We start from the raw sequence: 24,386 nt of genomic DNA, 5'->3' as shown, positions 1-24,386 counted from the left end.
GTGTCCCAGGGGACACATTTCCACGCACAGCGGATCGGTCAGACACGCTTGGTGTCTCGGCGGAACAACACGGCGGCACCGAGTACGAACAGACCGGCCCAGACGGCCAGGTTGGCCAGAGCGACCACGAGCGTCCCCGTCGTCGGATCGGTGAACGGCGCACGGGCAACCGTCGCGAGCCCGTAGAGCGGAGTGAACTTGGCAACGAAGGGGAACCATCCGCTGTCTGCCAGCGGTACGAACAGTCCGCCGGCGAACGCGAGGACGGCGAGGAGCGGACCGAGGACCTGCATCACGTTCTCGGACGGCAGCAGGTATCCCATGAACAGTCCGAAGGCTGCGAACACGCCGCTTCCGAGCCACGCGATGAGGCCGCTGGTGATCCAGATCCAGATCGGCATGTCCGCCCCGACGAACGCGGCGACCACGAAGACCGCCACCACCGACGCGAGGCCCATCGTCATCGCGACCAGGATCTTGGTGACGATGTACGCGACCGGACGCAGCGGTGTCAGCCGGAGCTGTCTGCTCCAGCCCTGCGCCCGCTCGACGGACACCATCGCTCCACCGCTGGTTGCGCCCAGCATCGCACCGTAGACCGCCATGCTGATGGCGATGTACGCGGTGACGTTGCCGTGCGCGAAGGAATAGTCGGACTTGAAATCCGACTGCGAACCGAAGATCACGAAGAACACCGGTGGCATGACGAGAGTGAAGGCAATGGTCCGCCGATTGCGGAACAACCTCTTGATCTCCAGTCCGAGAAACGTGGGGCTGAACCCTCCGAGAGCCAGGGTCGGGCGAGGAGCGGTTGCTGTGGTCATGTCGCACTTCCTACGAGATCGGTTGTCAGAGCGAGGAATGCATCCTCGAGGTTCTTGGAGACGATTTCTACGTCGACGGCGTCGGTGCACGTCAACAGATACCGCGCGACGGCATCGGAATCCTTGCCGTGGACTATCACTCGCTCGCCGCGCATCTCGACGTGGTCCACACCTGGAATACGCAGCAGCGCAGTCTGATCCACACCGCGGGCCGTTGCCGTGACAGTTCGACCGGAGGCGAGGTTCTTGACTTCCGCAGCGCTGCCGTCGGCGACGATCCTGCCGTGGCGCAGGAGCACGATTCGATCCGCGTACGCGTCGGCCTCGTCGAGATAGTGCGTCGCGAACATGACCGTGCGGCCGTCGCGAGCATCGTGACGAATCGCATTCCAGAAGTCGCGCCGCCCTTCGACATCCATTCCGGTCGTGGGCTCGTCGAGAAGAATCAGATCGGGTTCCGGCAGCAACGCGAGGGCGAAGCGAAGCCGCTGCTGCTCACCCCCGGAGCATTTCGCCACGCGCCGATCAGCGATCCCAGTGATCCCGGCACGCTCGAGAACGCTGTCGACCGGACTCGTGCGCGGAAACAGTGACGCGGTCAGCTGAATCGTCTCGCGGACCGACAGATCCCGGATGAGCCCTCCGCTCTGCATCACCGCCGATACCCTCCCGTCGGCGATCGCCTCGGCGGGTGAGCGGCCGAACACCCGCGCAGTACCCGTATCGGGCTTGGCCAGCCCGAGCATCATGTCGATCGTCGTCGTCTTGCCCGCTCCGTTCGGACCGAGAAACGCCACCACTTCACCGGGCTCCACGCGCAAACCCACATCCGCGACGGCCTGGACTTTCCCGAAAGCTTTGCTCAGGTGCTCGAGATGCACCGCAGGTGTTGTTGTCATGAGAACTACCCTGCTCGCGTTCGGCCTTTCATCCCTCGTCCGAGCGTCACGTTGTTGCCGTGACACCTGTCATGGGTGGTGCCGCGGTGTTACCACCGGACGGTAGATTCTCATCTCATGACGCAGTTCACGGTCCGACGCTTTTTCGCAGTCACTGTTCTCATGTCGATGCTCGGGTTGGCCACCCTGATCGGAGTGACGGCCCCGGCCTCTGCGGAAGCGCCGTCGAGGCTCGCCGGCCAGATATCGGATTCGGTCGGTGCACTCGACGAATCGGAACTCGTCGACGTTCAGGCCGCGATCGACGATCTGTACAACTCGGCACAACTGCGACTGTGGGTCACGTACGTCGCCGACTTCGACAACCTGTCGGCCGAGCAATGGGCCCAGCAGACCTATCAGGCGAGCGACTTCGGGCAGCGCGACGTGCTGTTGGCGGTCGCCACCGTCGACCGGTCGTACTACCTCGCCGTCGACACGTCGTTGGACCGAATCACCGCGAGCGAGCAGACGGACATTCGGACCGACGACGTCGAGCCCGCTCTGCGAGAACAGGATTGGTCCGGCGCAGCCATCGTTGCCGCTGGATCGCTCGGCGAAGCGTATGCGAGTTCCGGCAGCGGCGGCTCCAGTACACCGTGGCTGATCGGCGCAGGCGTCGTGGTCGTTGCCGGAGGCGGCGCCGTCGTCTACTCCTCGCGGCGCAACAAAGCACGCAGGCAAGCGGGAATCGACGCTGCACACAACATCGACCCCACCGACACCGCAGCACTGTCCGCTCTACCCCTGGAAATTCTCGACGCGAGAGCGCACACGATGCTCGTCGAAACCGACAACGCCGTCCGGTCGAGCGAGGAAGAACTGTCGATCGCGCGCTCGGAATTCGGCGACACCACCTCCGCCCCGTTCATCACCGCGTTCGAAGAGGCGAAGAAGGCGCTCGGAACCGCGTTCGAGATCCGTCAACGCCTCGACGACGCCATCCCGGAAACTCCGGAACAGCGACGCTCGATGCTCATCCAGATCATCTCCTCGTGTGGCCGCGCCGATCACGAACTGAATTCGCGGGTCGCCGAGTTCGAGTCGATGCGAGACCTGCTGATCAACGCAGATTCCAAGCTCGACTCGCTGACGCAGGCCGTCGTCGAACTCACCGTGCGCGTACCCGAGTCGGATGCCGTTCTGAAGGCACTGCACACCGAGTTCGCGGAGCCGGCGCTCGCCTCGATCTCGTCGAACATCACCATGGCCCAGGAGGACATCGAACTGGCCGAGCGCAACATCGAGGTCGGCCGCGAGGCTGCGACGAAACCCGCAGGCCAACAGGGCGAGCTCGTGTCCGCGATCCGGACCGCGGAAAAAGCCGTCGACCAGGCTCGGGCACTGCTCGACGGAGTAGACCACGCGCAGAACGACATTCGCAATGCAATTGCCACACTGCCCGCAGCGATCGACGACGTTCGTCGCGACATCCAGAATGCCGCCACGCTCGCCGAGCACGGCGGACAGGAGCTTCAGAACGCACGCGCCGCGGCCGAGCAGGCACTCCGCATCGCCGAAGAATCCAAAGCGACCGATCCGCTCGGCAGCTTCACGCAACTCGTCGCTGCCGATCAACACCTCGATGCCGTCATCGCCGACGCCACCGAGGCGAAGACCCAGGACGATCTGCTCCGTTCACGACTGGCCCGCGACCTCGGCGGCGCACAATCCCAGATCACCGCAGCGAATGACTACATCTCCACCCGACGCGGCGGCGTCGGCGCGGAAGCTCGTACGAGGCTCGCCGAAGCTGAACGGCACTTCGCTGCGGCTCGACAACTCGAATCCTCGGACCCGGCCAAGGCAATCCAGCACGCACAGGCAGCAGCCCAGCTGGCATCGAGGGCATCTCAGTCCGCGCAGGCCGACGTACGGGACTGGGAGAATCACAACCGCCCACGAGGCGGTAGCAGCGGGGGCAACGTCGCCGGCGCAGTCCTCGGCGGCATCCTCATCAACAGCGTCCTCCGCGGCGGCGGAGGCGGTGGCTTCGGCGGTGGTGGTTTCGGAGGCGGAGGCTTCGGCGGGGGCGGTGGTGGCGGCGGCTTCGGTGGCGGCGGCGGTCGGTTCTAGCTCCTCTCCGGTGGCCGAACCAGCGCCCCGTCCGGTGAGCGAACAGCGCCCCGTCCGGTGAGCGAATGAACCGTTCGGTCACTTGGAGTGACCGAACGGCTCATTCGGTGCTACGTGCGGGTCTCGACCGAGCCGAAGCTGCGGCGAGGGGTGGACTAGGCGCCCAGTAGCCGGGCCGCGAGGTAGGCCTCGACTTGATCGAGGGCGACGCGTTCCTGTGCCATGGTGTCGCGCTCGCGGATGGTGACCGCCTGGTCGTCGAGGGTGTCGAAGTCGACGGTGATGCAGAACGGCGTACCGATTTCGTCCTGACGACGGTAGCGGCGGCCGATGGCGCCGGCGTCGTCGAATTCGACGTTCCAGTAGGCGCGCAGCTGCTGTGCGAGGTCCTTGGCCTTCGGAGTCAGGTCGGCGTTGCGCGAGAGCGGCAGTACGGCGACCTTGACCGGTGCGAGGCGACGGTCGAGCTTGAGTACGACGCGCTTGTCGACGCCACCCTTGGCGTTGGGGGCTTCGTCCTCGGTGTAGGCGTCGACGAGGAATGCCATGAGTGAACGCGTCAGGCCGGCTGCGGGCTCGATGACGTACGGCGTGTAGCGGGTGTCCGTCGCCTGCTCGTAGTAGCTGAGGTCCTGACCGGACGCTTTGGAGTGGACCGACAGGTCGTAGTCGGTGCGGTTGGCGATGCCTTCGAGCTCGCCCCATTCGCTGCCCTGGAACTTGAAGCGGTATTCGATGTCGACGGTTCGCTTGGAGTAGTGCGAGAGCTTCTCCTGCGCGTGCTCGTAGAGGCGCAGGTTCTCGGGGTCGATACCCAGGTCGGTGTACCACTTCATGCGGTAGTCGATCCAGTACTGGTGCCACTCGTCGTCCTCGCCCGGCTTGACGAAGAACTCCATCTCCATCTGCTCGAACTCACGGGTGCGGAAGATGAAGTTGCCGGGGGTGATCTCGTTGCGGAAGCTCTTGCCGATCTGGCCGATGCCGAAGGGCGGCTTCTTGCGCGAGGTGGTGAGGACGTTGGCGAAGTTGACGAAGATTCCCTGCGCCGTCTCGGGACGCAGGTAGTGCAGGCCTTCTTCGTTGTCGACCGGTCCGAGGTAGGTCTTGAGCAGACCCGAGAACGCGCGGGGCTCGGTCCACTGGCCGGGGTCGCCGGTTTCGGGGTCACGGATGTCGGCGAGACCGTTCTCCGGCGGTCGTCCGTGCTTCTCTTCGTACGCTTCGAGGAGGTGGTCTGCGCGATAGCGCTTGTGCGTGATGAGCGACTCGACCAGCGGATCGGAGAACGTCTCGACGTGTCCCGACGCTTCCCACACCTCGCGCGGAAGGATCACCGAGGAATCGAGGCCGACCGTGTCTTCGCGGCTGGTGACCATGTTGCGCCACCACTGCTTCTTGATGTTGTCCTTGAGCTCGACGCCGAGCGGACCGTAGTCCCACGCCGACTTGGTACCGCCGTAGATCTCACCGCACTGGTAGACGAGTCCTCGACGCTTGGCGAGGTTGGCGACGGTTTCGACTTTGGACTTGGGTGCCACTGGCGGAGCTCTCCATCTTGTGTCTTGCGAGAGGGACTTGTACAGGCGTCAAGACTATCGGTCGAGGGCCGCTTTCTCCGAACGCTCCCGTTCGCGTTTGACATGCGCACTCGTGCATATCAAAATGGAAGTGATTTGCATTAACGATCGCTGGACTACTGTGAAGCAGGTACGCGAGCCCTGAACATGAAGGAGAATCTGTTGGCAATCCTGGAGACGGACCCTTCGCACCTCGGCAACGAACAGCCTGCACACAGCCCCTCCACCGAAGCCCACGTGCACGATCCGTTCGTGTCTGCGCCGCCCGCGCCGGTCCCGGCCAAGGAGACACTGACGGCCGCAGGCGACATCCTGCGCGCGCTGGCAGCGCCTGTTCGAATCGCGATCGTGCTGCAACTTCGTGAATCCGAGAGGTGCGTCCACGAACTGGTGGGCGCCCTCGGAGTGACCCAACCGTTGATCAGTCAGCACCTGCGCGTGCTCAAGGCCGCCGGTGTCGTACAGGGTGAACGCAATGGACGCGAAGTGCTGTACCGACTGGTCGACGATCACCTGGCTCACATCGTCGTCGACGCTGTCGCCCACGCAGAGGAAGGCTGATAGATGCCGGAGAGCACGAGAACCCGCAAGCCCGTCGCAGTCGGGATCCGAGCAACGAAGCAGCGCAGTGCCATCTCGGATCTGTTGGACAACATCGACGAGTTCCGGTCGGCGCAGGATCTGCACGACGAGCTGCGCAAGCGCGGTGAAGGCATCGGGCTGACGACGGTGTATCGCACTCTCCAGGCTCTGGCCGATGCCGGCACCGTCGACGTCCTCAGAATCGACACCGGGGAATCGGTCTACCGGCGGTGCTCGTCCGGCCACCACCACCATCTGGTCTGTCGTGATTGCGGCTACACGGTCGAGGTCGAGGGCCCCACAGTCGAGAAGTGGTCGCAGGGCGTCGCGGAGGACAACGGATTCTCCGACGTCAGCCACACCATCGAGATCTTCGGCACCTGCAACGAGTGCAGGGCCAAGTAGGTCACGGAAGCAGGCCCTCGCGCGCTTTCTCCACTCCCCCGAGGACCAGCACCAGCATGGTCATCAGGGCTTCGTCGTCGAGGCCACTCGCCGGAAACGTGTAGCGCAGCAGCACATCCGCCGATTTCTCGTGGACGTTCACCGAGATGGACCCGAACTGCGAGTCCGCATTACGGTCCGCCACCTTCTTGTGCAGAGCGGCCTTGAGGGGCCGGTCCCACGCCAGCACCGCCGTCAGCGACAGCACCTCGAGCCCTGGCGACAGTGCCACCGAGCGGAGGGAACACAGGGCCCCGGCATAGTCGAAGCCGAGCGAGCCTTCCTCTCCGACGACGACCGTCGCGTACTGCGACAGCGCCAGTTCGGCACGCGACTGCAGGGTCGTGGGCTCACTCATACTTCACTCCTCCGAATCGACGGTCCCTGGACGCGTACTCGATGCACGCTTCCCAGAGGTCCCGGCGATCGAAATCCGGAAACAGTTTCTTCTGAAAGACGAACTCCGCGTATGCGGACTGCCAGATGAGGAAGTTGGATGTGCGCTGCTCCCCCGACGGACGCAGGAACAGATCGACGTCCGGCATGTCTGCTTCGTCGAGGTACTTGGCGACGGTGGCTTCGGTGATCTTCTCGGGATCGAGTTTTCCCGCCGCCACCTGACGTGCGATTTCTCGTGTTGCGTCGGCGATCTCGGCACGCCCACCATAATTGACGCACATCGTCAGCGTCATGACGGTGTTCTTCTTCGTCAGTTCCTCGGCGACTTCCAGTTCCTTGATGACGCTGCGCCACAAGCGAGGCCGTCGTCCGGCCCACCGAACTCGGACACCCATCTCGTTCATCTCGTCACGGCGACGCCGGATCACGTCGCGGTTGAAGCCCATCAGGAACTTCACCTCGTCCGGGCTGCGCTTCCAGTTCTCGGTCGAGAACGCGTAGGCCGACAGCCACTTGACTCCGATGTCGATGCATCCGCAAACGGTGTCCATGAGCACAGCCTCGCCGCGCTCGTGACCTGCGGTTCGTGGCATTCCTCGGTCCTGTGCCCACCGGCCGTTGCCGTCCATGACGAGGGCGACGTGACGCGGAATCAGTTCGGGCTGAATGATCGGAGGCGTGGCTCCCGACGGGTGTGGATCAGGGGGCCGAATCGCCCTGTCACCGTCAGACTGACTGCGCGGTTCGCGTCGGAGAATCACGGTCTTCATCCTGCCCGACGCCGGTTGCTCGAACCGCACCAGGCCCGACCTGATGCGGCGCTGTGCGTTCGACGAGCGGCAACGTCCGGAGTTGACGTTCCAGGTGCCACTGAAGATGAGCGGCGACCAGTCCACTGGCTTGGGACCGAACGGCCGTCGACGTCGTTTCCGTGTAGTCCCATTCACCGCGTTCGAGGGCGACCATCAGGTCTACGACGCCGGTCATGGGCGTCGCCGAACCCGGAGGCCGGCAGTGCACGCACACGGACCCACCTGCCGCGACATGAAATGCTCGGTGCGGCCCCGGAGCTGCACACCGCGCGCATTCGGTCAACGACGGCGCCCAGCCGGAGAAGCCCATGGCTCGGAGCAGGAACGCGTCGAGAATCAATTCAGGAGGGTGAGATCGGTCGGCGAGCGCACGCAGCGCGCCCACGGTCAGCTGGTGCAGACGTTTCGCCGGTGCATGTTCTTCACCGGCCAGCCGCTCCGCGGTCTCGAGGATCGCGCAGCCGGTGGTGTAGCAGCCGTAGTCGCTGACGATGTCGCCGCCGAACGCGTTGACGGTGTGCACCTGGGTGACGATGTCCAGATTTCGACCCGGATGAAGAAGCAAGTCGACGTGGGCAAAGGGCTCGAGCCGAGCGCCGAACTTCGATTTCGTGCGGCGCACCCCCTTCGCGACGGCCCGAACGATGCCGTTGTCACGAGTCAGGAGCGTGACAATACGGTCGGCCTCGCCCAGCTTGTGCTGGCGCAGCACGACTGCGTTGTCCCGGTATAGCCTCACGTACTCCAGTGTCCCACGGAGCGGGGGTAGCGCATCTTCGCCACTCGGGCTTCTAGAAGCCCAGTTTGCCCATCTGCTTCGGGTTGGTCTGCCAGTCCTTGGCAATTTTGACGTGCAGGTCGAGGTAGATCCTCGTGCCGAGGAGTTTTTCGATCTGCAGCCTCGACGCGGTGCCGACCTCTTTCAGTCTCGATCCGCCTTTGCCGATGATGATGGCTTTCTGGCTCGGGCGTTCGACGTAGAGGATCGCGTGGACGTCGAGCATGTTGTCGTGGCCCTCGCGAGGGGTGACCTCGTCGATCACCACGGCGAGCGAGTGCGGGAGTTCGTCGCGCACGCCTTCCAGCGCTGCTTCGCGGATGAGCTCGGCCATCAGGACGTCTTCGGGCTCGTCGGTCAATTCGCCGTCCGGGTAGAAGGCAGGGCCCTCCGGGAGCTCCGACGCGAACAGGTCGACGAGCTTTTCCACCTGCTCACCCGACGCGGCGGAGACCGGAATGACGTGACTGTCCTCGCCGAGGAGCTTCGAGAGCGCCATCAACTGCTGTACGACGCGTTCCTTCTTGACTTTGTCGATCTTGGTGACGATGCCGATCAACGTGGTCCTGGGCGCGATGTGACGCACCTGTTCGAGGATCCACCGATCGCCGGGGCCGATCTTCTCGTCGGCCGGGATGCAGAGCCCGATGATGTCGACCTCGGAGTACGTTTCCTGAACCAGGTCGTTCAGGCGCTGCCCCAGAAGCGTTCTGGGCCGGTGGAGTCCGGGCGTGTCGACGAGGATCAGCTGCGCGTGCTCGCGGTGAACGATTCCGCGGATGGTGTGCCGCGTCGTCTGCGGCCGGGACGAGGTGATCGCGATCTTGGAGCCGACGAGCGCGTTGGTGAGCGTCGACTTGCCGGTGTTCGGCCGTCCGACGAAACAGATGAATCCTGATCGAAATTCGGTGCCTGCGTCGGTCATTCTTCGTCTCCCAGCTCTTCCCGCCGTGTGTGGCTGGGATCGTCGTCGTCTGCCGTGTCGTGCTCGTCGTCCTCTTCGGGAGCTGGCACTCGTTCCACCAGAACGGTCGTGATGCGTACTCGCCCACGTGGGTCCGCCCCACCTTCGCCGATCAGGATCAGGCCGTGTGTCTCGACGCGCGAACCGGGTAGCGGCACGCGGCCGAGCTCGTAGCCGAGCAGGCCACCGATGGTGTCCACGTCCTCGGACTCGATCTCGATGTCGAACAGTTCACCGACGTCCTCCAGTGTGACGCGGGCGGATACACGATAGGTGCCGTCCCCCAGGTCCTCGATGGGCGCCACCTCGGCGGAATCGTATTCGTCGGCGATCTCGCCGACGATCTCCTCCAGCACGTCCTCGATGGTCACCAGCCCTGCGATGCCACCGTATTCGTCGACCAGCAGGGCCATGTGGTTTCGATCGCGCTGCATCTCGGCCAGCAGGCTGTCCAGTGCCTTCGAATCCGGCACGAACACCGCAGGCCGCATCAGTTCGTCGACCTTGACGCCGCGGCCACCGTCGGTGGAGTAGTACGTCCGCTGGACGAGGTCCTTGAGATACACCACGCCCACGACGTCGTCGACGTTCTCGCCGATGACCGGGATACGGGAGTGTCCGCTGCGGACTGCAAGGGATGTGGCTTGGCCTGCCGACTTGTCGGATTCGATCCACACCATCTCCGGGCGGGGCACCATGATCTCGCGCGCGGAGGTGTCCCCGAGTTCGAACACCGACTGGATCATCCGACGCTCGTCGTCGGCGACGACGCCGCGTTCGCGGGCCATGTCCACCAGCTCGCGAAGCTCGATCTCCGACGCGAACGGACCGTTGCGAAAACCCCGACCGGGTGTGATGGCATTTCCGATGAGGATGAGAAGCCGGCTGATCGGGCCGAGTATCCAGCCGAGAGCTCGAAGCGGAAACGCGGCGGACAATGCAATCGAGTACGCGTGCTGCCTACCGAGCGTTCGCGGGCCGACACCTACCGCCACATAGCTGACCAGCACCATGACGACGGCGGTGACCGTCAGAGCGAGTGTTTCCGACAGCAGGTCCATCATGCCGCCGACGAGAAGTACGGTTGCCGCGATCTCGCACAGAATGCGCAGCAGAACCGTCAGGTTGACGTAGCGTGGCCGGTCCGCGACCACCTCGAGCAATCCGATTGCACCGGGCCGCTCGTCCTTGGCCATGTCCTCGATCCGTGCCCGCGACACGGTGTTGAGGGCCGAGTCGACGGCAGCGAAGACACCTGCGACGGGCACCAGCACCACTGCGGAAACGATGAGTGCGGGTGCACTGCTCACAGGTTCTCGTCCCTGGAGAACCCGGTTTTGCCCAGTAGCCGTGCGTCGCGAGCCGCTTGGATCTCGGCTTCCTCGGTCCGCCGGAGATCCTCGTACCATTCTTCGAGGATGCGATTCTGGAGACCGAACATCTCCTTCTCCTCGTCGGGCTCGGCGTGGTCGTAGCCGAGCAGATGCAGCACACCGTGCACCGTGAGAAGAGCGAGTTCGTGTTCCAGCGGGTGCCCGGCTGCGGCTGCCTGATCGGCAGCGAACGACGGACACAACACGATGTCGCCGAGCATCGACGGCCCCGGCTCGGGGGCGTCGGGACGGCCTCCGGGCTCCAGTTCGTCCATGGGAAACGACATCACGTCCGTCGGACCCGGGAGATCCATCCACCGCATGTGCAGGTCGGCCATGGTCGCCGAGTCCACCAGCACCATCGACAGTTCGGCGGCAGGGTGCACGTCCATACTCGCGATCGCGAACCTCGCCACGCTCACCAGTTCCGGCTCGGAGACATCCATCCCCGATTCGTTGGACACCTCGATACTCATCTACCGCTCATTCTCTGTCGATTCTCCGCTCGGGCAGCCATGAGTCTAACGGCGTGCGGCACGTGCCCCACCCGAGCGTCGCTGCGCACGGTTGCCGATCGAGTCGTTGCTCTCGCGCGAGGACTCGAAGCGCTCGTACGCGTCGACGATGTCGGACACCAGCCGATGCCGAACCACGTCACTGCTGGTCAGCTGCGCGAAGTGGATGTCGTCGACCTCGGTCAGGATTTCGCTCGCGGCGCGCAGACCCGATCGAGCTCCACCCGGCAGGTCGACCTGGGTGACGTCTCCGGTGACGACGATCTTGGATCCGAACCCCAACCGCGTCAGGAACATCTTCATCTGCTCGGCAGTGGTGTTCTGAGCCTCGTCGAGAATGATGAAGGCATCGTTGAGGGTTCGGCCACGCATGTACGCGAGTGGCGCCACCTCGATGACGCCCGCCTGCATCAGCTTCGGGATGGCTTCGACGTCCATCATGTCGTGCAACGCGTCGTGCAGCGGACGCAGATACGGATCGATCTTCTCGTGCAACGTGCCGGGCAGGAATCCGAGACGCTCGCCGGCCTCCACTGCCGGCCTGGTCAGGATGATTCGACTGACCTGCTTGGCCTGCAGAGCCTGCACGGCCTTCGCCATGGCGAGGTAGGTCTTGCCGGTTCCCGCAGGCCCGATGCCGAACACGATGGTGTTCGCGTCGATGGCGTCGACGTACCGCTTCTGGTTGAGGGTCTTCGGCCGAATGGTCTTGCCTCGGCGCGAGAGGATGTCCAAGCTGAGGACCTCGGCCGGCGACTCGGAGACGCCCTCGGTGAGCATCGCCACCGTGCGCCGGACGGCGTCGGGAGTCAGAGGTTGGGCACGCTTGACGACGGCCGCCAGCTCGGAGATCACGCGTTCCGCCAGCGCGACGTCCGCGACCTTGCCGCTGAGCGTCACCGCGTTACCGCGCACATGGATATCCGCGCTCAGCATCTGCTCGAGTGTGCGTAGGTTCTCGTCCGACGGTCCCAGCAGCGGCGGAACCGCTTCTGGTGCCAATTCCATACTCGACCGAACCTGGCGTTCGGCAGGAAGATCGCTGTGTTCACTCACGTGGTGGCTATGGCCTGCTTTCGGTTGTCTGGTCTCGAACTCGGCTGTTGGAAGTTTAACGCTCCTGGATGTGAGCGCATTCCAATTACTCCGCCCGCAGCGTCACTCCACCACCGCGGCGAGAGAGTGCTTCCAGCATCGGCTACCGGGCTGGAGAAATGCGAAATGATCCTCGCCGTCGACGACGACCGAGGTCACGTGGTCTCCCGCCGCACGTGCCGCCTTTGCGTACTCTTCGCTCTGCGACACCGAGACCTGCACGTCCTCGGCCCCGTGGATGCAGTGCACGGGAATACCGGTCGGCACGCGATGGAGCGGCGATGCCGCACGGTAGGTCTGCGGCGCGTCGTCGTAGTCGACGTCGAAGAGTGCCCGAATCGGCTCGTAGGAGGCGCGGGACACCAGATCGAGTACACCCGCCTGCGACACCACCCGCGACGGCCGAATTGCGACGTCCCGCTCCCCGGCAAGCCAGACCGCGAGGTGGCCACCGGCCGAATGACCCAGCAGACGCACGTCGGCGAGATTCAGCGTGCGCGGTGAATTGTCCTGCACCACAGTGGCGACCGCGGCGACGGCCGACGCCACGTCGCTGCTGATCTCGGGCCAGAGCCCTCCGGCACCCACACGTCGGTACTCGATGTTCCAGGCGGCGTACCCGGCCCGCGCGCATTCGACGGCGTACTGCGTTCCCAGGTTGAGCGCGTACTGCCCACTCCAGAAGCCGCCGTGGATGACCACGACGACCGAAAGTGGTTCCGTCGAATCACCTTCGGGCAGATACAGATGCCCGAACTGCTGCGGGTGGTCACCGTAGGCGATGGTGGTTCGCTTCATTCCGGCGATCCGAAGTCGAGGGGCGCGTGCCTCCATCTGTCGGTGAGTGCCCCGATCGCACCCAGCGCAACCGCTGCCGCCGTCGACGTCCGTAACACCGTGGGCCCCAGCATGACCGGGGTCGCCCCGGCATCCGTCAGCCGAGCGATCTCCTTGTCGTCGATGCCGCCCTCCGGCCCGACGATCAACAGGACCTCCGGGACGGTTCGGAACGGGAGCGAAGAGAACTCGGCGGTTGCCGCCTCGTGCAGCACCGCGACCACCCCGCCTCGTCCGACCACGTCGCGCACCAGGGAGACCACGCCTGCGGTGTCCTGCACGTCGCTCACCGACGGCACGAACGGTCGCCTGGACTGCTTCGACGCCGCGGCTGCGACTCCTTGCCATCGCGCGACGCCCTTGGCTGCCTTCGGTCCGTCCCAGCGCGCAACGCAGCGCGCGGACTGCCACGGGTGAATCGAATCGATACCCGCTTCGGTGGCCAGTTCGACGGCCAACTCCGAGCGCTCTGCTTTGGGTAGCGCCTGGACCAGGCCGACGGTCGGAGTCGGCGGCGTCGCTGCGGATCGAGCGTTCACCGACAGCTCGAGACGGTTTTTCTCCGCAGCCGTCACGACGGTGTCGGCGAGGCCGCCTCTACCGTCGGACAGCAGTATCCGTTCGCCGACGCGGATGCGCCGGACCGTGGCGGCGTGGTGACCTTCCTTGCCGTCCAGCACGGCGACGCCACCGACCGCGGGCAGCGGATCGAGATAGAAGACGGTAGCCGCCATCGTCAGCGACCGCTGAACGCTTCCCGCAACCGGGAGAACAACCCGCCGCTGTGCTGAGATCCGGTGGTGACGACCTCGGCGGCGTCGCGGTCACGCAACCGCTTCAGGTCCTCGAGCACCTGAGTCTGCTTGCTGTCCAGGCGAGAGGGCACGACGACTTCCAAGTGCGCGTGGAGGTCGCCGCGGACGCCCGAGCGGAGCTTCGGCATTCCGTGTCCGCGCAGCACCGCGACCGACCCCGGCTGGGTGCCCTGGTCGACCGTGATCTCGGTCGGTCCGTCGATGATGGCGTCCACGGACACCGATGTTCCGAGTGCTGCGTCCACCATGGGGACGCGGATGGTGCAGTGCAGGTCGTCGCCGTCGCGAACGAACACCTCGTGCGGCTGCTCGACGATCTCGACGTACAGGTCACCGGCAGGGCCACCACCCGGTCCGACCTCGCCCTGTGACGCGAGGCGGATACGCATTCCGTTGCTGACGCCGACGGGCACCTTCACCGAGATCTCACGACGCGACCGCACCCTGCCGTCACCCGCGCACTTACGGCACGGGTCGGGAATGGTCTCGCCGGCTCCGCGGCACGTGGGGCACGGGCGCGACGTCATGACCTGGCCGAGGAACGAGCGCTGCACCGACTGGACCTCACCGGCACCGCCACACGTCTCGCAGCGCACCGGCTTGGAGTCCCCGTTGGTGCCGGAACCGGTACACACGTCGCAGAGAATCGCCGTGTCGACGGTGATGTGCTTGGTGACACCGGTGGCGCATTCGTCGAGCGTCAGCTTGGTGCGCAGCAAGGAGTCGGCACCGGGCTGAACACGGCCACGGGGACCACGCCCGCCGCCTTGGCCTCCACCGCCGAAGAACGCTTCGAAGACGTCGCCGAGACCTCCGCCGAAGCCCGCGCCGCCGAAGCCACCGCCTCCGCCGCCGCCCTGCTGCAACGGATCGCCGCCGAGATCGACGATGCGGCGCTTCTCCGGGTCGGACAGCACCTCGTACGCCGTCGAGATGTCCTTGAACCGAGCCTGGGCAGCCTCGTCCGGGTTCACGTCGGGGTGGAGCTCACGCGCCAACTTGCGGTAGGCGCGCTTGATCTCCTGGTCGGTGGCCTTCTGACCGACCCCGAGTGTTCCGTAATAGTCCCGTGCCACGTGAGTCTCTTTCTTCGAATCTGTTCTTGGTTGATCGAGCCGATGCAGTCGAGCTGGAGGTGCTCAGCGTTCTGCGAGCACTTCTCCGATGTATCTCGCAACGGCCGCAACCGATGCGATTGTTCCTGGATAGTCCATCCGCGTGGGCCCCAGCACACCCATGCCACCGAGCACCATGCCAGCCGAACCGTATCCAGTGGAAATCACCGAGGTGCCGCGCATCTCCTCGACCTGCGTTTCCTCGCCGATCCGGACGGTGACCGTGCGCGTGTCCTGCGTCACGGCTAAAAGCTTGAGCACGACGACCTGTTCCTCGAGCGCTTCGAGGACACCGCGCAAGGACCCGGGGAAGCCCGCGTCGCCCGCGAAGTCCGCCGCGTTGCGCGTCAGATTCGCGGTTCCCCCGAGAACCAACCGTTCCTCGGGATGTTCGACGAGCGATTCGATCAGAACAGTTGCCGACCTGATGATGGCGTCACGCAGGGATGCGGGCGAGTTCTCCGCGAGCTCGGCGACGGCAGCCGACGCCGCAGCCAGTCGCTTGCCTTCCATCGCGCCACCGAGCAGTCGCCGCAGTTGCGCCAGCTCGTCGTCGTCGATGACGTCGCCGAGTTCCACGATCCGCTGATCGACGCGGCCCGAGTCCGTGATGAGCACCATCAGCAACCGTGCCGGGGTCAGCGCGACGATCTCGAGATGACGAACCGAGGACACCGACAGGGTCGGGTACTGCACGACCGCCACCTGACGAGTCAGCTGGGCCAGCAGCCGCACACCGCGTCGCAACACGTCGTCGAGATCGACGCCGTTCTCGAGAAACTCCAGAATTGCCCGGCGCTCGGCGGACGAGAGCGGTTTGACGTCCGCGATGCGGTCCACGAACTGCCGATACCCCTTGTCGGTGGGTACACGACCGGAACTGGTGTGCGGCTGCGCGATGTACCCCTCGGCCTCGAGCACCGCCATGTCGTTGCGGACGGTCGCGCTCGACACGCCCAGGTTGTGACGCTCCACCAACGCCCGGGAGCCGACCGGTTCCTGAGTGGAGACGTAATCCGCGACGATTGCACGCAGAACTTCGAATCGCCTGTCCTCGGTGCTCGACACGTTCCCCCCTTCGGTTCGTTCGGTCACGCGGTTGTCAACAGTCTGAGTCTAGTAGCCGCGACGAACACGAGCCGTCCAAGGCCTTACTGTGGTGCGGTGACCTACTCGACTTCGACGACGTTCACCGCATGATCTTCAAGGGCGTACGCGACGGGAAGCCGTATCCGGAGCACGGTCTCTCTCTGCGGGACTGGTCCAAGATCCCGCCGAGGCAGCTGCGACTCGACGAGATCGTCACCACGACGAAGGTGCTCGAACTCGACAGACTCCTGTCCGAGGACTCCACGTTCTACGGCGACCTGTTCCCCCACGCCGTTCACTACCGGGGCGTGATCTACCTCGAGGACGGACTGCATCGTGCAGTGCGCGCTGCGCTCCGGAACCGGACCGTGTTGCACGCCCGCGTGTTCGACTACGACGTCCTCGGCGCCTGACGGTCCACACCCGACCGGTCAGGCCGCAATCGCCCTGACGACGGCGTCGGCGAGCAGGCGCCCACGGTCGGTCAGCACATAGCGTCCGTCCCCGAACGTCATGAGGCCGTCGGCAACCACCTGCGCTGCTGCACTGCGTTCCGTCTCGCTCAGCACATCGGCGGGAAGGCCGGTTCTCAACCGGATCTTCAACATCAGCTCTTCGAGGTGGCGATCGTCCACCGTCAACCGTTCGCTGCCCGCGATCGGCAGAGCACCGGACGCCAGATCGTCCGCGTAGCGGGCCGGGTGCTTGACGTTCCAGAAGCGCGTGCCGCCGATGTGACTGTGTGCGCCTGGTCCGGCGCCCCACCAATCGCCGCCGTCCCAGTACCCGATGTTGTGCTTGCACTCCGCATCGGCGCCGGTCGCCCAGTTGGACACCTCGTACCAGTGCAGGCCGGCAGCGTCCAGCACCGCATCGATCCGCTCGTACCGGCCCGCGAGAACGTCGTCGTCGGGCATCGGGAGTTCTCCGCGCCGGACCTTGCGAGCCATCGCGGTTCCGTCCTCGACGATCAGCGCGTAGGCGGACACATGGTCGACGCCTGCGTCGAGCACCGCGGCCAACGACGCGTCGAGGTCCTCGTCCCTCTCCCCCGGCGTTCCGTAGATGAGGTCCAGATTCACATGCTCGAAGCCTGCCTCGCGCGCCTCCTTCGCAGCCGCCACCGCCCGGCCGGGCGTGTGCGTGCGATCGAGAACGGCCAGTACGTGCTGGGCGGCGGACTGCATGCCGAGCGAGACCCGGGTGAACCCAGCGGCACGAAGATGCTCGAAGAACTGCGGCGACGTCGATTCCGGATTCGATTCCGTGGTGACCTCGCCTCCCTCGGTCAGGCCGAAGCTCGAGCGAACGGCGGCAAGCACGTCGGAAAGACCGGCTCCCCCGAGAAGAGAAGGCGTGCCGCCACCGACGAACACGGTGTCGGCCGTCGGAACGTGCCCGGAACGCGCGTCCATCACGGCGGCCGCAGCGTCGAGCTCGCGCCGCAGGCCGTCCATCCAGGACTCCGGCGATGCGGAGGTCCCCAGCTCACCGGCGGTGTACGTGTTGAAATCGCAGTACCCGCAGCGCGTCGCACAGAACGGGACGTGGACGTAGATTCCGAACGTCCGCTGTCCGATTCCGTCGAACGCCTCGTCGGGCAGGTCGAGTGGGACGGGCGGGGCAGCGAGCAGGTTCACCGCTCCAGTGTCCCAGAAGTCGAGCGCACCGAATCACCTCGCGGGCTCGCAGCCTCGTGTCGGGAGCGCGCCGCGAGTTTCCGGCCCTCTGCCTGCCTATTTACCGAAAATCGTGGGTAAATAGCCCTGCTGCGGTCGGACCAGCAGGAATGACGTGGCACAATGGTCGGCGTGACTGACTCCGGGATCCCGCTCGTGGCGCGTCGCCACGTCGATCTCAAGCGTGTGTGCAGTTCCTCGTGTCCTTGTTGTCGAGTCTGCAGCTGAGCTCTGCGCCGGCCTGCTCGACCGAACACCCACACTCGAAGTCAGAACGATCCGTCCGGATGCGCGTGCACGCGGCGAGAACCAGCCCTCTCCCCGCGGCGGCCCGGAAGCCGATAGATCCAGGAGCACACCGATGTCGTCGACAACCGACGCGGCCACGTCCGCCGCTTCGTCCACGCCTGCGCGCGTCGCCCCCAGGGAGCGCACCGCCAGGCCGACCAAGCGCCGAGCCGAGGGCCAGTGGGCGCTCGGCTACCGCGAACCGCTCAACGCCAACGAGCAGTCCAAGAAGGACGACAACCCGCTGAACGTCCGCGCCCGCATCGAGAACATCTACTCGAAGCAGGGTTTCGACAGCATCGACAAGGGCGACCTGCGCGGTCGGTTCCGCTGGTGGGGTCTCTACACCCAGCGCGAGCAAGGCTACGACGGCACGTTCACCGGTGACGAGAACATCGACCTGCTCGAAGCCAAGTACTTCATGATGCGCATCCGCTGCGACGCGGGCGCACTGAACCTCGAACAGTTCCGCACCCTCGCCGGGATCTCCCAGGAATTCGCTCGCGACACCGCCGACCTGTCGGACCGCGAGAACGTCCAGTACCACTGGATCGAGGTCGAGAACGTCCCCGAGATCTGGCGTCGCATCGAGGCAGTCGGCCTGAAGACCACCGAGGCGTGCGGCGACTGCCCGCGTGTCGTCCTCGGATCCCCTCTCGCCGGCGAAGCCGTGGACGAGGTACTGGACCCGACGTCTGCCATCGACGAGATCGTCGAGCGCTACATCGGCAAGCCCGAGTACTCCAACCTCCCGCGCAAGTTCAAGACGGCCATCTCCGGCCTGCAGGACGTGGTGCACGAGATCAACGACTGCGCCTTCATCGGAGTCAACCACCCCGAGCACGGACCGGGACTGGACCTCTGGGTCGGCGGCGGACTGTCGACCAACCCCATGCTCGCCCAGCGCGTCGGCGTGTGGGTGCCGCTCGAGGACGTGCCGGACGTCTGGGAAGGCGTCGTCTCCATCTTCCGCGACTACGGATACCGCCGCCTGCGCACCAAAGCTCGCCTGAAGTTCCTGATCAAGGACTGGGGAATCGAGAAGTTCCGTCAGGTGCTCGAGGACGAATACCTGCACCGCAAGCTGATCGACGGCCCGGCGCCGGAAAAGCCTGCCCGCCCCCGCGACCACGTCGGCGTCCAGAAACTCAAGAACGGGCTCAACGCAGTCGGCGTCGCGCCGATCGCCGGCCGCATCTCCGGAACGATCATGGCCAAGGTCGCCGACGCAGCCGAGAAGGCCGGATCGGATCGTCTGCGGTTCACTCCCTACCAGAAGCTGATCGTCCTCGACGTCCCCGACGACAAGCTCGAGCAGCTCATCTCGGACCTCGACGCACTCGGACTGCCTGCCCGGCCGTCGCACTGGCGCAAGAACCTGATGGCCTGCAGTGGAATCGAGTTCTGCAAGCTGTCCTTCGCTGAAACTCGTAAGCGCTCACAGGTTCTCGTTCCGGACCTCGAGGCTCGCCTCGAGGACATCAATGCCCAGCTCGACGTACCGGTCACGATCAACATCAACGGCTGCCCCAACTCGTGCGCGCGCTCCCAGATCGCCGACATCGGATTCAAGGGAATGCTCGTCGACGACGGTGCCGGGAATCAGGTCGAGGGATTCCAGGTTCACCTAGGAGGCAGTCTCGGTCTGGACAGTGCGTTCGGCCGGAAGCTGCGCCAGCACAAGGTGAACAGCACCGAACTCGGTGACTACATCGAGCGAGTGGTGCGGAATTTCGTGAAGCACAGAGGCGAAGGCGAGCGGTTCGCTCAGTGGGCCGTGCGAGCAGACGAGGCGGATTTGCGATGACTACCAGACTGGACCTGTCGGTCGATCAGCTGAAATCGATCGCCGAGCGCGGCGCGAGGGAGTTGGACGGCGCCAATGCCGTCGAGCTGCTCGAGTGGACCGAACGAGAGTTCGGCAACGACTACATCGTGGCGTCCAACATGCAGGACGCCGTTCTCGTTCACCTCGCCGCGCAGATACACCCGAACGTCGACGTCTTGTTCCTCGACACCGGCTACCACTTCGCGGAAACCATCGGCACTCGTGACGCCGTCGAGGCCGTGTACGGCGTCAACGTCATCAATGCGCGTGCCGAACAGACCGTGGCGCAGCAGGATTCGACAGAAGGCAAAGACCTGTTCGCACGCGAACCCAACCGATGCTGCGCACTGCGCAAGGTGGCTCCGCTACGCAAGGAACTCGCCAACTACAGCGCCTGGGTCACCGGTATCCGACGCGTGGAGGCACCTACCCGCGCCAACGCGCCCCTCGTCTCGTTCGACGATGCATTCGGCCTGGTGAAGATCAATCCGATCGCCGCGTGGTCCGATGACGACATGCAGCGCTACATCGACGAACACTCCATCCTCGTCAATCCACTCGTCGACGAGGGATATCCATCGATCGGGTGCGCGCCGTGCACCGTCAAACCTGCCCCCGGCGCCGATCCGCGTAGCGGTCGGTGGGCCGGCAAGGCCAAGACCGAATGTGGGTTGCACGCCTCATGACCGTGAACACAGCAACGGATCGCCCCCGTGTCGACAGCGCGCGCTTCGACACTCTCGACGCACTCGAGTCCGAGGCAATCCACATCTTCCGCGAGGTCGCAGGGGAATTCGAACGCCCGGTGATTCTGTTCTCCGGCGGTAAGGACTCCACGGTCCTGCTGCACCTGGCGATCAAGGCCTTCTGGCCGGCGCCGCTGCCGTTCGCGCTTCTCCACGTGGACACCGGGCACAATCTGCAGGAGGTGCTGGACTTCCGCGACTACGTCGTCGCGAAGTACAACCTGCGCCTGCACGTCGCGAAGGTCGAGGACTACCTCGCCGACGGCCGCCTCACCGAGCGTCCCGACGGCATTCGCAACCCCTTGCAGACCGTTCCCCTGCTCGACGCCATCTCCGAGAACCGCTTCGACGCGGTCTTCGGCGGCGCACGTCGCGACGAAGAGCGCGCTCGCGCGAAGGAACGGATCTTCTCGCTGCGCAACGCATTCGGCCAGTGGGACCCGAAGAAGCAGCGCCCCGAGTTGTGGAACCTCTACAACGGCAAACACTCCCCCGGTGAGCAAGTGCGCGTCTTCCCCCTCAGCAACTTCACCGAACTCGACATCTGGCGCTACATAGCGCGGGACAACGTCGAACTGGCGAGCATCTACTACGCCCATCAGCGCCCGGTCTACCAGCGCGACGGCATGTGGATGACCCCGGGCGTGTGGGGCGGTCCGACGGAAGCCGAAGAGCTGCAGACACTGTCGGTGCGCTACCGCACCGTGGGCGACGGATCCACCACGGGCGCCGTCCTGTCCGACGCCGCGGACAACGAGGCCATCCTCGCGGAGGTGGCCGCATCCCGCCTCACCGAACGTGGCGCCACCCGAGGCGACGACCGCGTCTCCGAGGCAGCCATGGAAGACCGCAAGCGCGAAGGATACTTCTGAGCATGTCCACATCTGGTTCGCAGCTTCTTCGCCTCGCCACCGCCGGTAGCGTCGACGACGGTAAATCGACACTCGTCGGACGGTTGCTGTACGACACGAAATCGGTGCTGGCAGACCAGATCGACGCCGTCACTCGGGCGTCGGTCGACCGTGGCCTGAGCACACCCGACCTGTCGCTACTGGTGGACGGCCTCCGAGCCGAACGCGAGCAGGGCATCACGATCGACGTCGCGTACCGCTACTTCGCCACGCCTGCACGGTCTTTCGTGCTCGCCGACACTCCCGGCCATGTTCAGTACACGCGCAACACGGTGTCCGGTGCGTCGACGGCGCAGTTGGTGATTCTGCTGGTCGACGCCCGCAAAGGTGTCATCACACAAACTCGTCGTCACGCTGCTGTTCTGGCGCTCCTCGGTGTGCCGAAGCTGGTTCTCGCGGTCAACAAGATCGACCTCGTCGAGGATCCGGCTCAGGTGTTCGCGGACATCTCGGCCGAGTTCAACTCGCTCACATCGTCACTCGGATGGGCGTCGGAGGACGTCGTCGAGATTCCGGTGTCCGCGCTGCACGGTGACAACGTCGCGGTCCGGTCGACCAACACTCCGTACTACGACGGCCCCACGCTCATCGAGCACCTCGAATCCGTTCCCGTCGACGCTGAGCCCCATCGCGTCGGCCTGCGGTTCCCGGTGCAGTACGTCATCCGTCCACGGACGGCCGACTTCCCCGATTACCGCGGTTACGCGGGCCAGGTCGCGGCAGGAGCCGTCACCCCCGGGGACGAGGTGGTCGTGTTGCCCTCCGGAACCCGTACCACCGTCGAGCGAATCGACACGGCCGACGGAGAACTCGATTCCGCACACGCAGGGCGCAGCGTCACGCTGATCCTCGCCGACGACGTCGACGTCTCCCGAGGCGACACCATCGTCTCGCCGCAGGACGCTCCCGAGCCGATCGGCGACTTCGACGCCACCGTCTGCTGGCTCGCCGAGAAGCCCCTGCGTCCCGGTGCCCGCCTGCTGCTCAAGCACGGCACACGCACCACCCAGGCCATCGTCGGCACACTCGTCGAGAAGTTCGACGAGCAGAACCTCACGGCCGATCCTTCACCGGAATCGTTGGAGCTGAACGACATCGGACGCATCTCGGTGCGTGTCGCCGAGCCGATCGTCGCCGACGACTATGCTGTCAACCGGCACACGGGAAGCTTCCTGCTCATCGATCCCTCCGGCGGCAACACTCTTGCTGCCGGCCTCGTCGGCGACGCCCTGTCCGCGGTCGAGCTGGGGGAATCGGTACCGGCCTGACATGAGCGTCCTGATCGCCGTCGCCCACGGCAGTCGCGATCCGCGTTCGGCGGAAACCGTTGCTGCTGTGGTCGACGGCGTTCGACTTCGCCGTCCGGATCTGGACGTGCGGGTGGCGTATCTCGATCTGACCGAGCCTGCTGTCGGCACCGTCATCGGTGAGGTTGCGGCCGAGGGACATTCGTCCGCGGTCGTGGTTCCGCTCCTCCTCGGCAGCGCGTTCCATGCGCGCGTCGACCTTCCGGGCATACTCGACGCGGCGCGCGTCCGATACCCGTGGGTGACGTTCACTCAGGCCGATGTACTCGGTGACGATTCGCGGCTGGTCGACGTGCTCCGCGCACGCGTACTGGGCACCGGCGTCGACCGTGACGACCCCGACGTCGCCGTTGCCGTCGCTGCCGTCGGATCCTCGGATTCGCTTGCGAATCGTCGCACTCGCGCGTTGGCGTCACGTCTTCTGGTCGGAACCGAATGGTCGGGTGCGCAGGTGTGCTTCGCGACCGGGGTCGAATCTTCGCCTGCCGACGCCGTCGCGCGGCTGACAGCGGCGGGGCCCCGCCGAGTCGTCGTAGCCCCGTGGTTTCTCGCGCCGGGCTTGCTCATCGACAGAGTGCTCGGTGCGTTCGACAACTCGGCCCTACGTGCCGATGTGCTCGGCGACCACCCGCTCGTCGCGGACGTGGTGTCGTCCAGGTTCGACGAGGCACCGCGATATCAACCTAGAATCGACGAGTCCTCCACCGTCCGCCGGTAGGTGTAGAGCGTGGTGACCGCGCAGACGACGGTGGCGGCGATCAGCACCTGAGGGCCGGTGATGGCCAGGCTCATGATTCCGCCGACGAGAGCGCCGAGACTGAACGCTGCGTAGAGCAGGAAGTATTCGAGCCAGTCCTTGGCCGATCCGCCGCTGATGTGACGCTCGATCCCCTGCCCCATCTTCACCAACGTTCCTGTGACGTAACTCAGCGGGATCGACACTTCACCATTCTTCACGAACGACGTGTTGAGCGCGCCCATTGCGAAGGAGATGAACAGGATCGGCACGAACTGCACCTGCGGAGCGCTCCATCCGCTCATCACGACGTCGACCACGGATGCGATCGCCAACGCGATGGTGGTGAGTACGGTTGCGCCGTGTGGATGATCGCGCCAGACGTGGCGCCGACACAGCGACGCGATGACGACGCCTGCGACGAACGTCAGGATCAGCAGAATCGCTGCAGCGGCCATGGCGTTCTCACCTCGGAAGAATCCGACCGCGCCGCGCTCGGTGTTTCCCGTCATGAACGTCACGAAGTATCCACCGGTGTTGGTGAACGCTGCGGCACCGACCAACCCGGCGAGGCCGGCGAGCACCCAGGACAGTCGGGCGTGAGAGCTGAACATTTCTCGCATGTACCCCGACGGTAGCGGGGCCTATCCCGAGG

Annotated in this window: 25 protein-coding genes; 9 read left to right on the top strand and 16 right to left on the bottom strand. The window is 65.2% G+C overall.

Features of this window, described 5'->3' with window-relative positions; genetic code table 11:
• Positions 1 to 38: 38 nt before the first annotated feature.
• Both CH289_RS20175 and CH289_RS20170 read right to left on the bottom strand, forming a co-directional pair.
• Positions 39 to 824: an ABC transporter permease gene (locus tag CH289_RS20175; protein WP_094626442.1), complete on the bottom strand. Its 786-nt coding sequence runs from the start codon at positions 822 to 824 to the stop codon at positions 39 to 41.
• Complete coding sequence (locus tag CH289_RS20170) at positions 821 to 1,723, bottom strand: ABC transporter ATP-binding protein (RefSeq protein ID WP_094728414.1); 903 nt, start codon at positions 1,721 to 1,723, stop codon at positions 821 to 823. The genes CH289_RS20175 and CH289_RS20170 overlap by 4 nt, the downstream gene beginning before the upstream one ends.
• 117 nt (positions 1,724 to 1,840) lie before the next feature.
• Between CH289_RS20170 and CH289_RS20165 the strand changes: the two genes are divergently transcribed.
• Positions 1,841 to 3,838, top strand: a complete 1,998-nt coding sequence (locus CH289_RS20165; RefSeq protein ID WP_094728413.1) for a TPM domain-containing protein — start codon at positions 1,841 to 1,843, stop codon at positions 3,836 to 3,838.
• 155 nt (positions 3,839 to 3,993) lie between these two features.
• Here the strand turns inward: CH289_RS20165 and CH289_RS20160 are convergent, their stop codons facing one another.
• The gene (locus tag CH289_RS20160; RefSeq protein WP_019667482.1) at positions 3,994 to 5,379 is read right to left on the bottom strand and encodes a glycine--tRNA ligase; all 1,386 of its coding nucleotides are present in this window, start codon (positions 5,377 to 5,379) and stop codon (positions 3,994 to 3,996) included.
• A 186-nt stretch (positions 5,380 to 5,565) separates the two neighbouring features.
• On the opposite strand from CH289_RS20160, the gene CH289_RS20155 reads away from it, so the two are divergent.
• Entirely contained in the window at positions 5,566 to 5,979 is a 414-nt protein-coding gene (locus CH289_RS20155) for an ArsR/SmtB family transcription factor (RefSeq protein ID WP_019667483.1), read from the top strand.
• A 3-nt stretch (positions 5,980 to 5,982) separates the two neighbouring features.
• A complete protein-coding gene (locus tag CH289_RS20150) occupies positions 5,983 to 6,405 on the top strand; it encodes a Fur family transcriptional regulator (RefSeq protein ID WP_020111630.1) in 423 nt (140 codons plus the stop codon).
• A gap of 1 nt (position 6,406) precedes the next feature.
• Here CH289_RS20150 and CH289_RS20145 read toward each other — a convergent pair whose 3' ends face one another.
• From CH289_RS20145 to hrcA, 11 genes are all read right to left on the bottom strand, one after another.
• The gene (locus CH289_RS20145) at positions 6,407 to 6,802 is read right to left on the bottom strand and encodes a hypothetical protein (RefSeq protein WP_094728412.1); all 396 of its coding nucleotides are present in this window, start codon (positions 6,800 to 6,802) and stop codon (positions 6,407 to 6,409) included.
• Positions 6,795 to 7,613 (bottom strand): isoprenyl transferase, encoded by an 819-nt coding sequence (locus CH289_RS20140; protein WP_019667486.1) that lies wholly within the window; start codon positions 7,611 to 7,613, stop codon positions 6,795 to 6,797. The genes CH289_RS20145 and CH289_RS20140 overlap by 8 nt, the downstream gene beginning before the upstream one ends.
• Complete coding sequence (gene recO, locus CH289_RS20135; RefSeq protein ID WP_026348198.1) at positions 7,570 to 8,394, bottom strand: DNA repair protein RecO; 825 nt, start codon at positions 8,392 to 8,394, stop codon at positions 7,570 to 7,572. Before recO ends, CH289_RS20140 begins: the two co-directional genes overlap by 44 nt.
• Positions 8,395 to 8,446: 52 nt before the next feature.
• Entirely contained in the window at positions 8,447 to 9,358 is a 912-nt protein-coding gene (era, locus tag CH289_RS20130) for a GTPase Era (RefSeq protein WP_094728411.1), read from the bottom strand.
• Positions 9,355 to 10,707, bottom strand: a complete 1,353-nt coding sequence (locus CH289_RS20125) for a hemolysin family protein (protein WP_019667489.1) — start codon at positions 10,705 to 10,707, stop codon at positions 9,355 to 9,357. Before CH289_RS20125 ends, era begins: the two co-directional genes overlap by 4 nt.
• Positions 10,704 to 11,246, bottom strand: coding sequence for an rRNA maturation RNase YbeY (ybeY, locus tag CH289_RS20120; RefSeq protein WP_019667490.1), 543 nt, complete (start codon positions 11,244 to 11,246; stop codon positions 10,704 to 10,706). The genes CH289_RS20125 and ybeY overlap by 4 nt, the downstream gene beginning before the upstream one ends.
• Before the next feature lie 45 nt (positions 11,247 to 11,291).
• Complete coding sequence (locus CH289_RS20115) at positions 11,292 to 12,293, bottom strand: PhoH family protein (RefSeq protein ID WP_230594157.1); 1,002 nt, start codon at positions 12,291 to 12,293, stop codon at positions 11,292 to 11,294.
• A 150-nt stretch (positions 12,294 to 12,443) separates the two neighbouring features.
• A complete protein-coding gene (locus CH289_RS20110; protein WP_094728433.1) occupies positions 12,444 to 13,178 on the bottom strand; it encodes an alpha/beta hydrolase family protein in 735 nt (244 codons plus the stop codon).
• Positions 13,175 to 13,951 (bottom strand): 16S rRNA (uracil(1498)-N(3))-methyltransferase, encoded by a 777-nt coding sequence (locus CH289_RS20105; RefSeq protein WP_094728410.1) that lies wholly within the window; start codon positions 13,949 to 13,951, stop codon positions 13,175 to 13,177. Before CH289_RS20105 ends, CH289_RS20110 begins: the two co-directional genes overlap by 4 nt.
• A gap of 2 nt (positions 13,952 to 13,953) precedes the next feature.
• Positions 13,954 to 15,108 (bottom strand): molecular chaperone DnaJ, encoded by a 1,155-nt coding sequence (dnaJ, locus tag CH289_RS20100; RefSeq protein WP_019667494.1) that lies wholly within the window; start codon positions 15,106 to 15,108, stop codon positions 13,954 to 13,956.
• A gap of 63 nt (positions 15,109 to 15,171) precedes the next feature.
• On the bottom strand, positions 15,172 to 16,215 hold the full coding sequence (hrcA, locus tag CH289_RS20095) for a heat-inducible transcriptional repressor HrcA (RefSeq protein WP_026348199.1): 1,044 nt from the start codon (positions 16,213 to 16,215) through the stop codon (positions 15,172 to 15,174).
• Positions 16,216 to 16,343: 128 nt separating this feature from the next.
• On the opposite strand from hrcA, the gene CH289_RS20090 reads away from it, so the two are divergent.
• Positions 16,344 to 16,649 (top strand): type II toxin-antitoxin system VapB family antitoxin, encoded by a 306-nt coding sequence (locus CH289_RS20090; RefSeq protein WP_019667496.1) that lies wholly within the window; start codon positions 16,344 to 16,346, stop codon positions 16,647 to 16,649.
• An 18-nt stretch (positions 16,650 to 16,667) separates the two neighbouring features.
• On the opposite strand, the gene hemW is transcribed toward CH289_RS20090, so the two are convergent.
• The gene (gene hemW / locus CH289_RS20085) at positions 16,668 to 17,876 is read right to left on the bottom strand and encodes a radical SAM family heme chaperone HemW (protein ID WP_094728409.1); all 1,209 of its coding nucleotides are present in this window, start codon (positions 17,874 to 17,876) and stop codon (positions 16,668 to 16,670) included.
• A gap of 400 nt (positions 17,877 to 18,276) precedes the next feature.
• Here hemW and CH289_RS20080 point away from each other — a divergent pair, with 400 nt between their 5' ends.
• The 5 genes from CH289_RS20080 to CH289_RS20060 are packed head-to-tail and all read left to right on the top strand — an operon-like array spanning position 18,277 to position 23,713.
• A complete protein-coding gene (locus CH289_RS20080) occupies positions 18,277 to 20,010 on the top strand; it encodes a nitrite/sulfite reductase (protein ID WP_020111635.1) in 1,734 nt (577 codons plus the stop codon).
• Positions 20,007 to 20,717: a phosphoadenylyl-sulfate reductase gene (locus CH289_RS20075; RefSeq protein WP_037141682.1), complete on the top strand. Its 711-nt coding sequence runs from the start codon at positions 20,007 to 20,009 to the stop codon at positions 20,715 to 20,717. The genes CH289_RS20080 and CH289_RS20075 overlap by 4 nt, the downstream gene beginning before the upstream one ends.
• Positions 20,714 to 21,649: a sulfate adenylyltransferase subunit CysD gene (gene cysD / locus CH289_RS20070; protein WP_019667500.1), complete on the top strand. Its 936-nt coding sequence runs from the start codon at positions 20,714 to 20,716 to the stop codon at positions 21,647 to 21,649. Before CH289_RS20075 ends, cysD begins: the two co-directional genes overlap by 4 nt.
• Before the next feature lie 2 nt (positions 21,650 to 21,651).
• Positions 21,652 to 22,956 carry a sulfate adenylyltransferase subunit 1 gene (locus CH289_RS20065; protein WP_094728408.1) on the top strand — a complete coding sequence of 435 codons (1,305 nt, stop codon included), beginning with the start codon at positions 21,652 to 21,654 and terminating at the stop codon, positions 22,954 to 22,956.
• Position 22,957: 1 nt separating this feature from the next.
• Entirely contained in the window at positions 22,958 to 23,713 is a 756-nt protein-coding gene (locus CH289_RS20060) for a sirohydrochlorin chelatase (protein ID WP_094728407.1), read from the top strand.
• On the opposite strand, the gene CH289_RS20055 is transcribed toward CH289_RS20060, so the two are convergent.
• The gene (locus CH289_RS20055; protein ID WP_019667503.1) at positions 23,674 to 24,345 is read right to left on the bottom strand and encodes a YoaK family protein; all 672 of its coding nucleotides are present in this window, start codon (positions 24,343 to 24,345) and stop codon (positions 23,674 to 23,676) included. The two genes, CH289_RS20060 and CH289_RS20055, sit on opposite strands and share 40 nt — an antisense overlap.
• Between the last annotated feature and the right edge of the window lie 41 nt (positions 24,346 to 24,386).

Origin of the sequence: Rhodococcus sp. RS1C4, from assembly GCF_002258225.1 — a bacterium.
GTDB classification, from domain to species: domain Bacteria; phylum Actinomycetota; class Actinomycetes; order Mycobacteriales; family Mycobacteriaceae; genus Rhodococcoides; species Rhodococcoides fascians_E.
Note: the sequence above shows the minus strand (reverse complement) of the source record. Positions and strands in the feature narration are given on the sequence as shown.

Excerpts from the sequence above, each read along its gene's own strand:
- CH289_RS20175 (WP_094626442.1), bottom strand. The coding sequence starts at position 824 with ATGACCACAGCAACCGCTCCTCGCCCGACCCTGGCTCTCGGAGGGTTC.
- CH289_RS20170 (WP_094728414.1), bottom strand. The coding sequence starts at position 1,723 with ATGACAACAACACCTGCGGTGCATCTCGAGCACCTGAGCAAAGCTTTC.
- CH289_RS20165 (WP_094728413.1), top strand. The coding sequence starts at position 1,841 with ATGACGCAGTTCACGGTCCGACGCTTTTTCGCAGTCACTGTTCTCATG.
- CH289_RS20155 (WP_019667483.1), top strand. The coding sequence starts at position 5,566 with ATGAAGGAGAATCTGTTGGCAATCCTGGAGACGGACCCTTCGCACCTC.
- CH289_RS20150 (WP_020111630.1), top strand. The coding sequence starts at position 5,983 with ATGCCGGAGAGCACGAGAACCCGCAAGCCCGTCGCAGTCGGGATCCGA.
- CH289_RS20145 (WP_094728412.1), bottom strand. The coding sequence starts at position 6,802 with ATGAGTGAGCCCACGACCCTGCAGTCGCGTGCCGAACTGGCGCTGTCG.
- CH289_RS20140 (WP_019667486.1), bottom strand. The coding sequence starts at position 7,613 with ATGAAGACCGTGATTCTCCGACGCGAACCGCGCAGTCAGTCTGACGGT.
- era (WP_094728411.1), bottom strand. The coding sequence starts at position 9,358 with ATGACCGACGCAGGCACCGAATTTCGATCAGGATTCATCTGTTTCGTC.
- ybeY (WP_019667490.1), bottom strand. The coding sequence starts at position 11,246 with ATGAGTATCGAGGTGTCCAACGAATCGGGGATGGATGTCTCCGAGCCG.
- CH289_RS20115 (WP_230594157.1), bottom strand. The coding sequence starts at position 12,293 with ATGGAATTGGCACCAGAAGCGGTTCCGCCGCTGCTGGGACCGTCGGAC.
- CH289_RS20110 (WP_094728433.1), bottom strand. The coding sequence starts at position 13,178 with ATGAAGCGAACCACCATCGCCTACGGTGACCACCCGCAGCAGTTCGGG.
- CH289_RS20105 (WP_094728410.1), bottom strand. The coding sequence starts at position 13,951 with ATGGCGGCTACCGTCTTCTATCTCGATCCGCTGCCCGCGGTCGGTGGC.
- CH289_RS20090 (WP_019667496.1), top strand. The coding sequence starts at position 16,344 with ATGATCTTCAAGGGCGTACGCGACGGGAAGCCGTATCCGGAGCACGGT.
- CH289_RS20080 (WP_020111635.1), top strand. The coding sequence starts at position 18,277 with ATGTCGTCGACAACCGACGCGGCCACGTCCGCCGCTTCGTCCACGCCT.
- CH289_RS20075 (WP_037141682.1), top strand. The coding sequence starts at position 20,007 with ATGACTACCAGACTGGACCTGTCGGTCGATCAGCTGAAATCGATCGCC.
- cysD (WP_019667500.1), top strand. The coding sequence starts at position 20,714 with ATGACCGTGAACACAGCAACGGATCGCCCCCGTGTCGACAGCGCGCGC.
- CH289_RS20065 (WP_094728408.1), top strand. The coding sequence starts at position 21,652 with ATGTCCACATCTGGTTCGCAGCTTCTTCGCCTCGCCACCGCCGGTAGC.
- CH289_RS20060 (WP_094728407.1), top strand. The coding sequence starts at position 22,958 with ATGAGCGTCCTGATCGCCGTCGCCCACGGCAGTCGCGATCCGCGTTCG.
- CH289_RS20055 (WP_019667503.1), bottom strand. The coding sequence starts at position 24,345 with ATGTTCAGCTCTCACGCCCGACTGTCCTGGGTGCTCGCCGGCCTCGCC.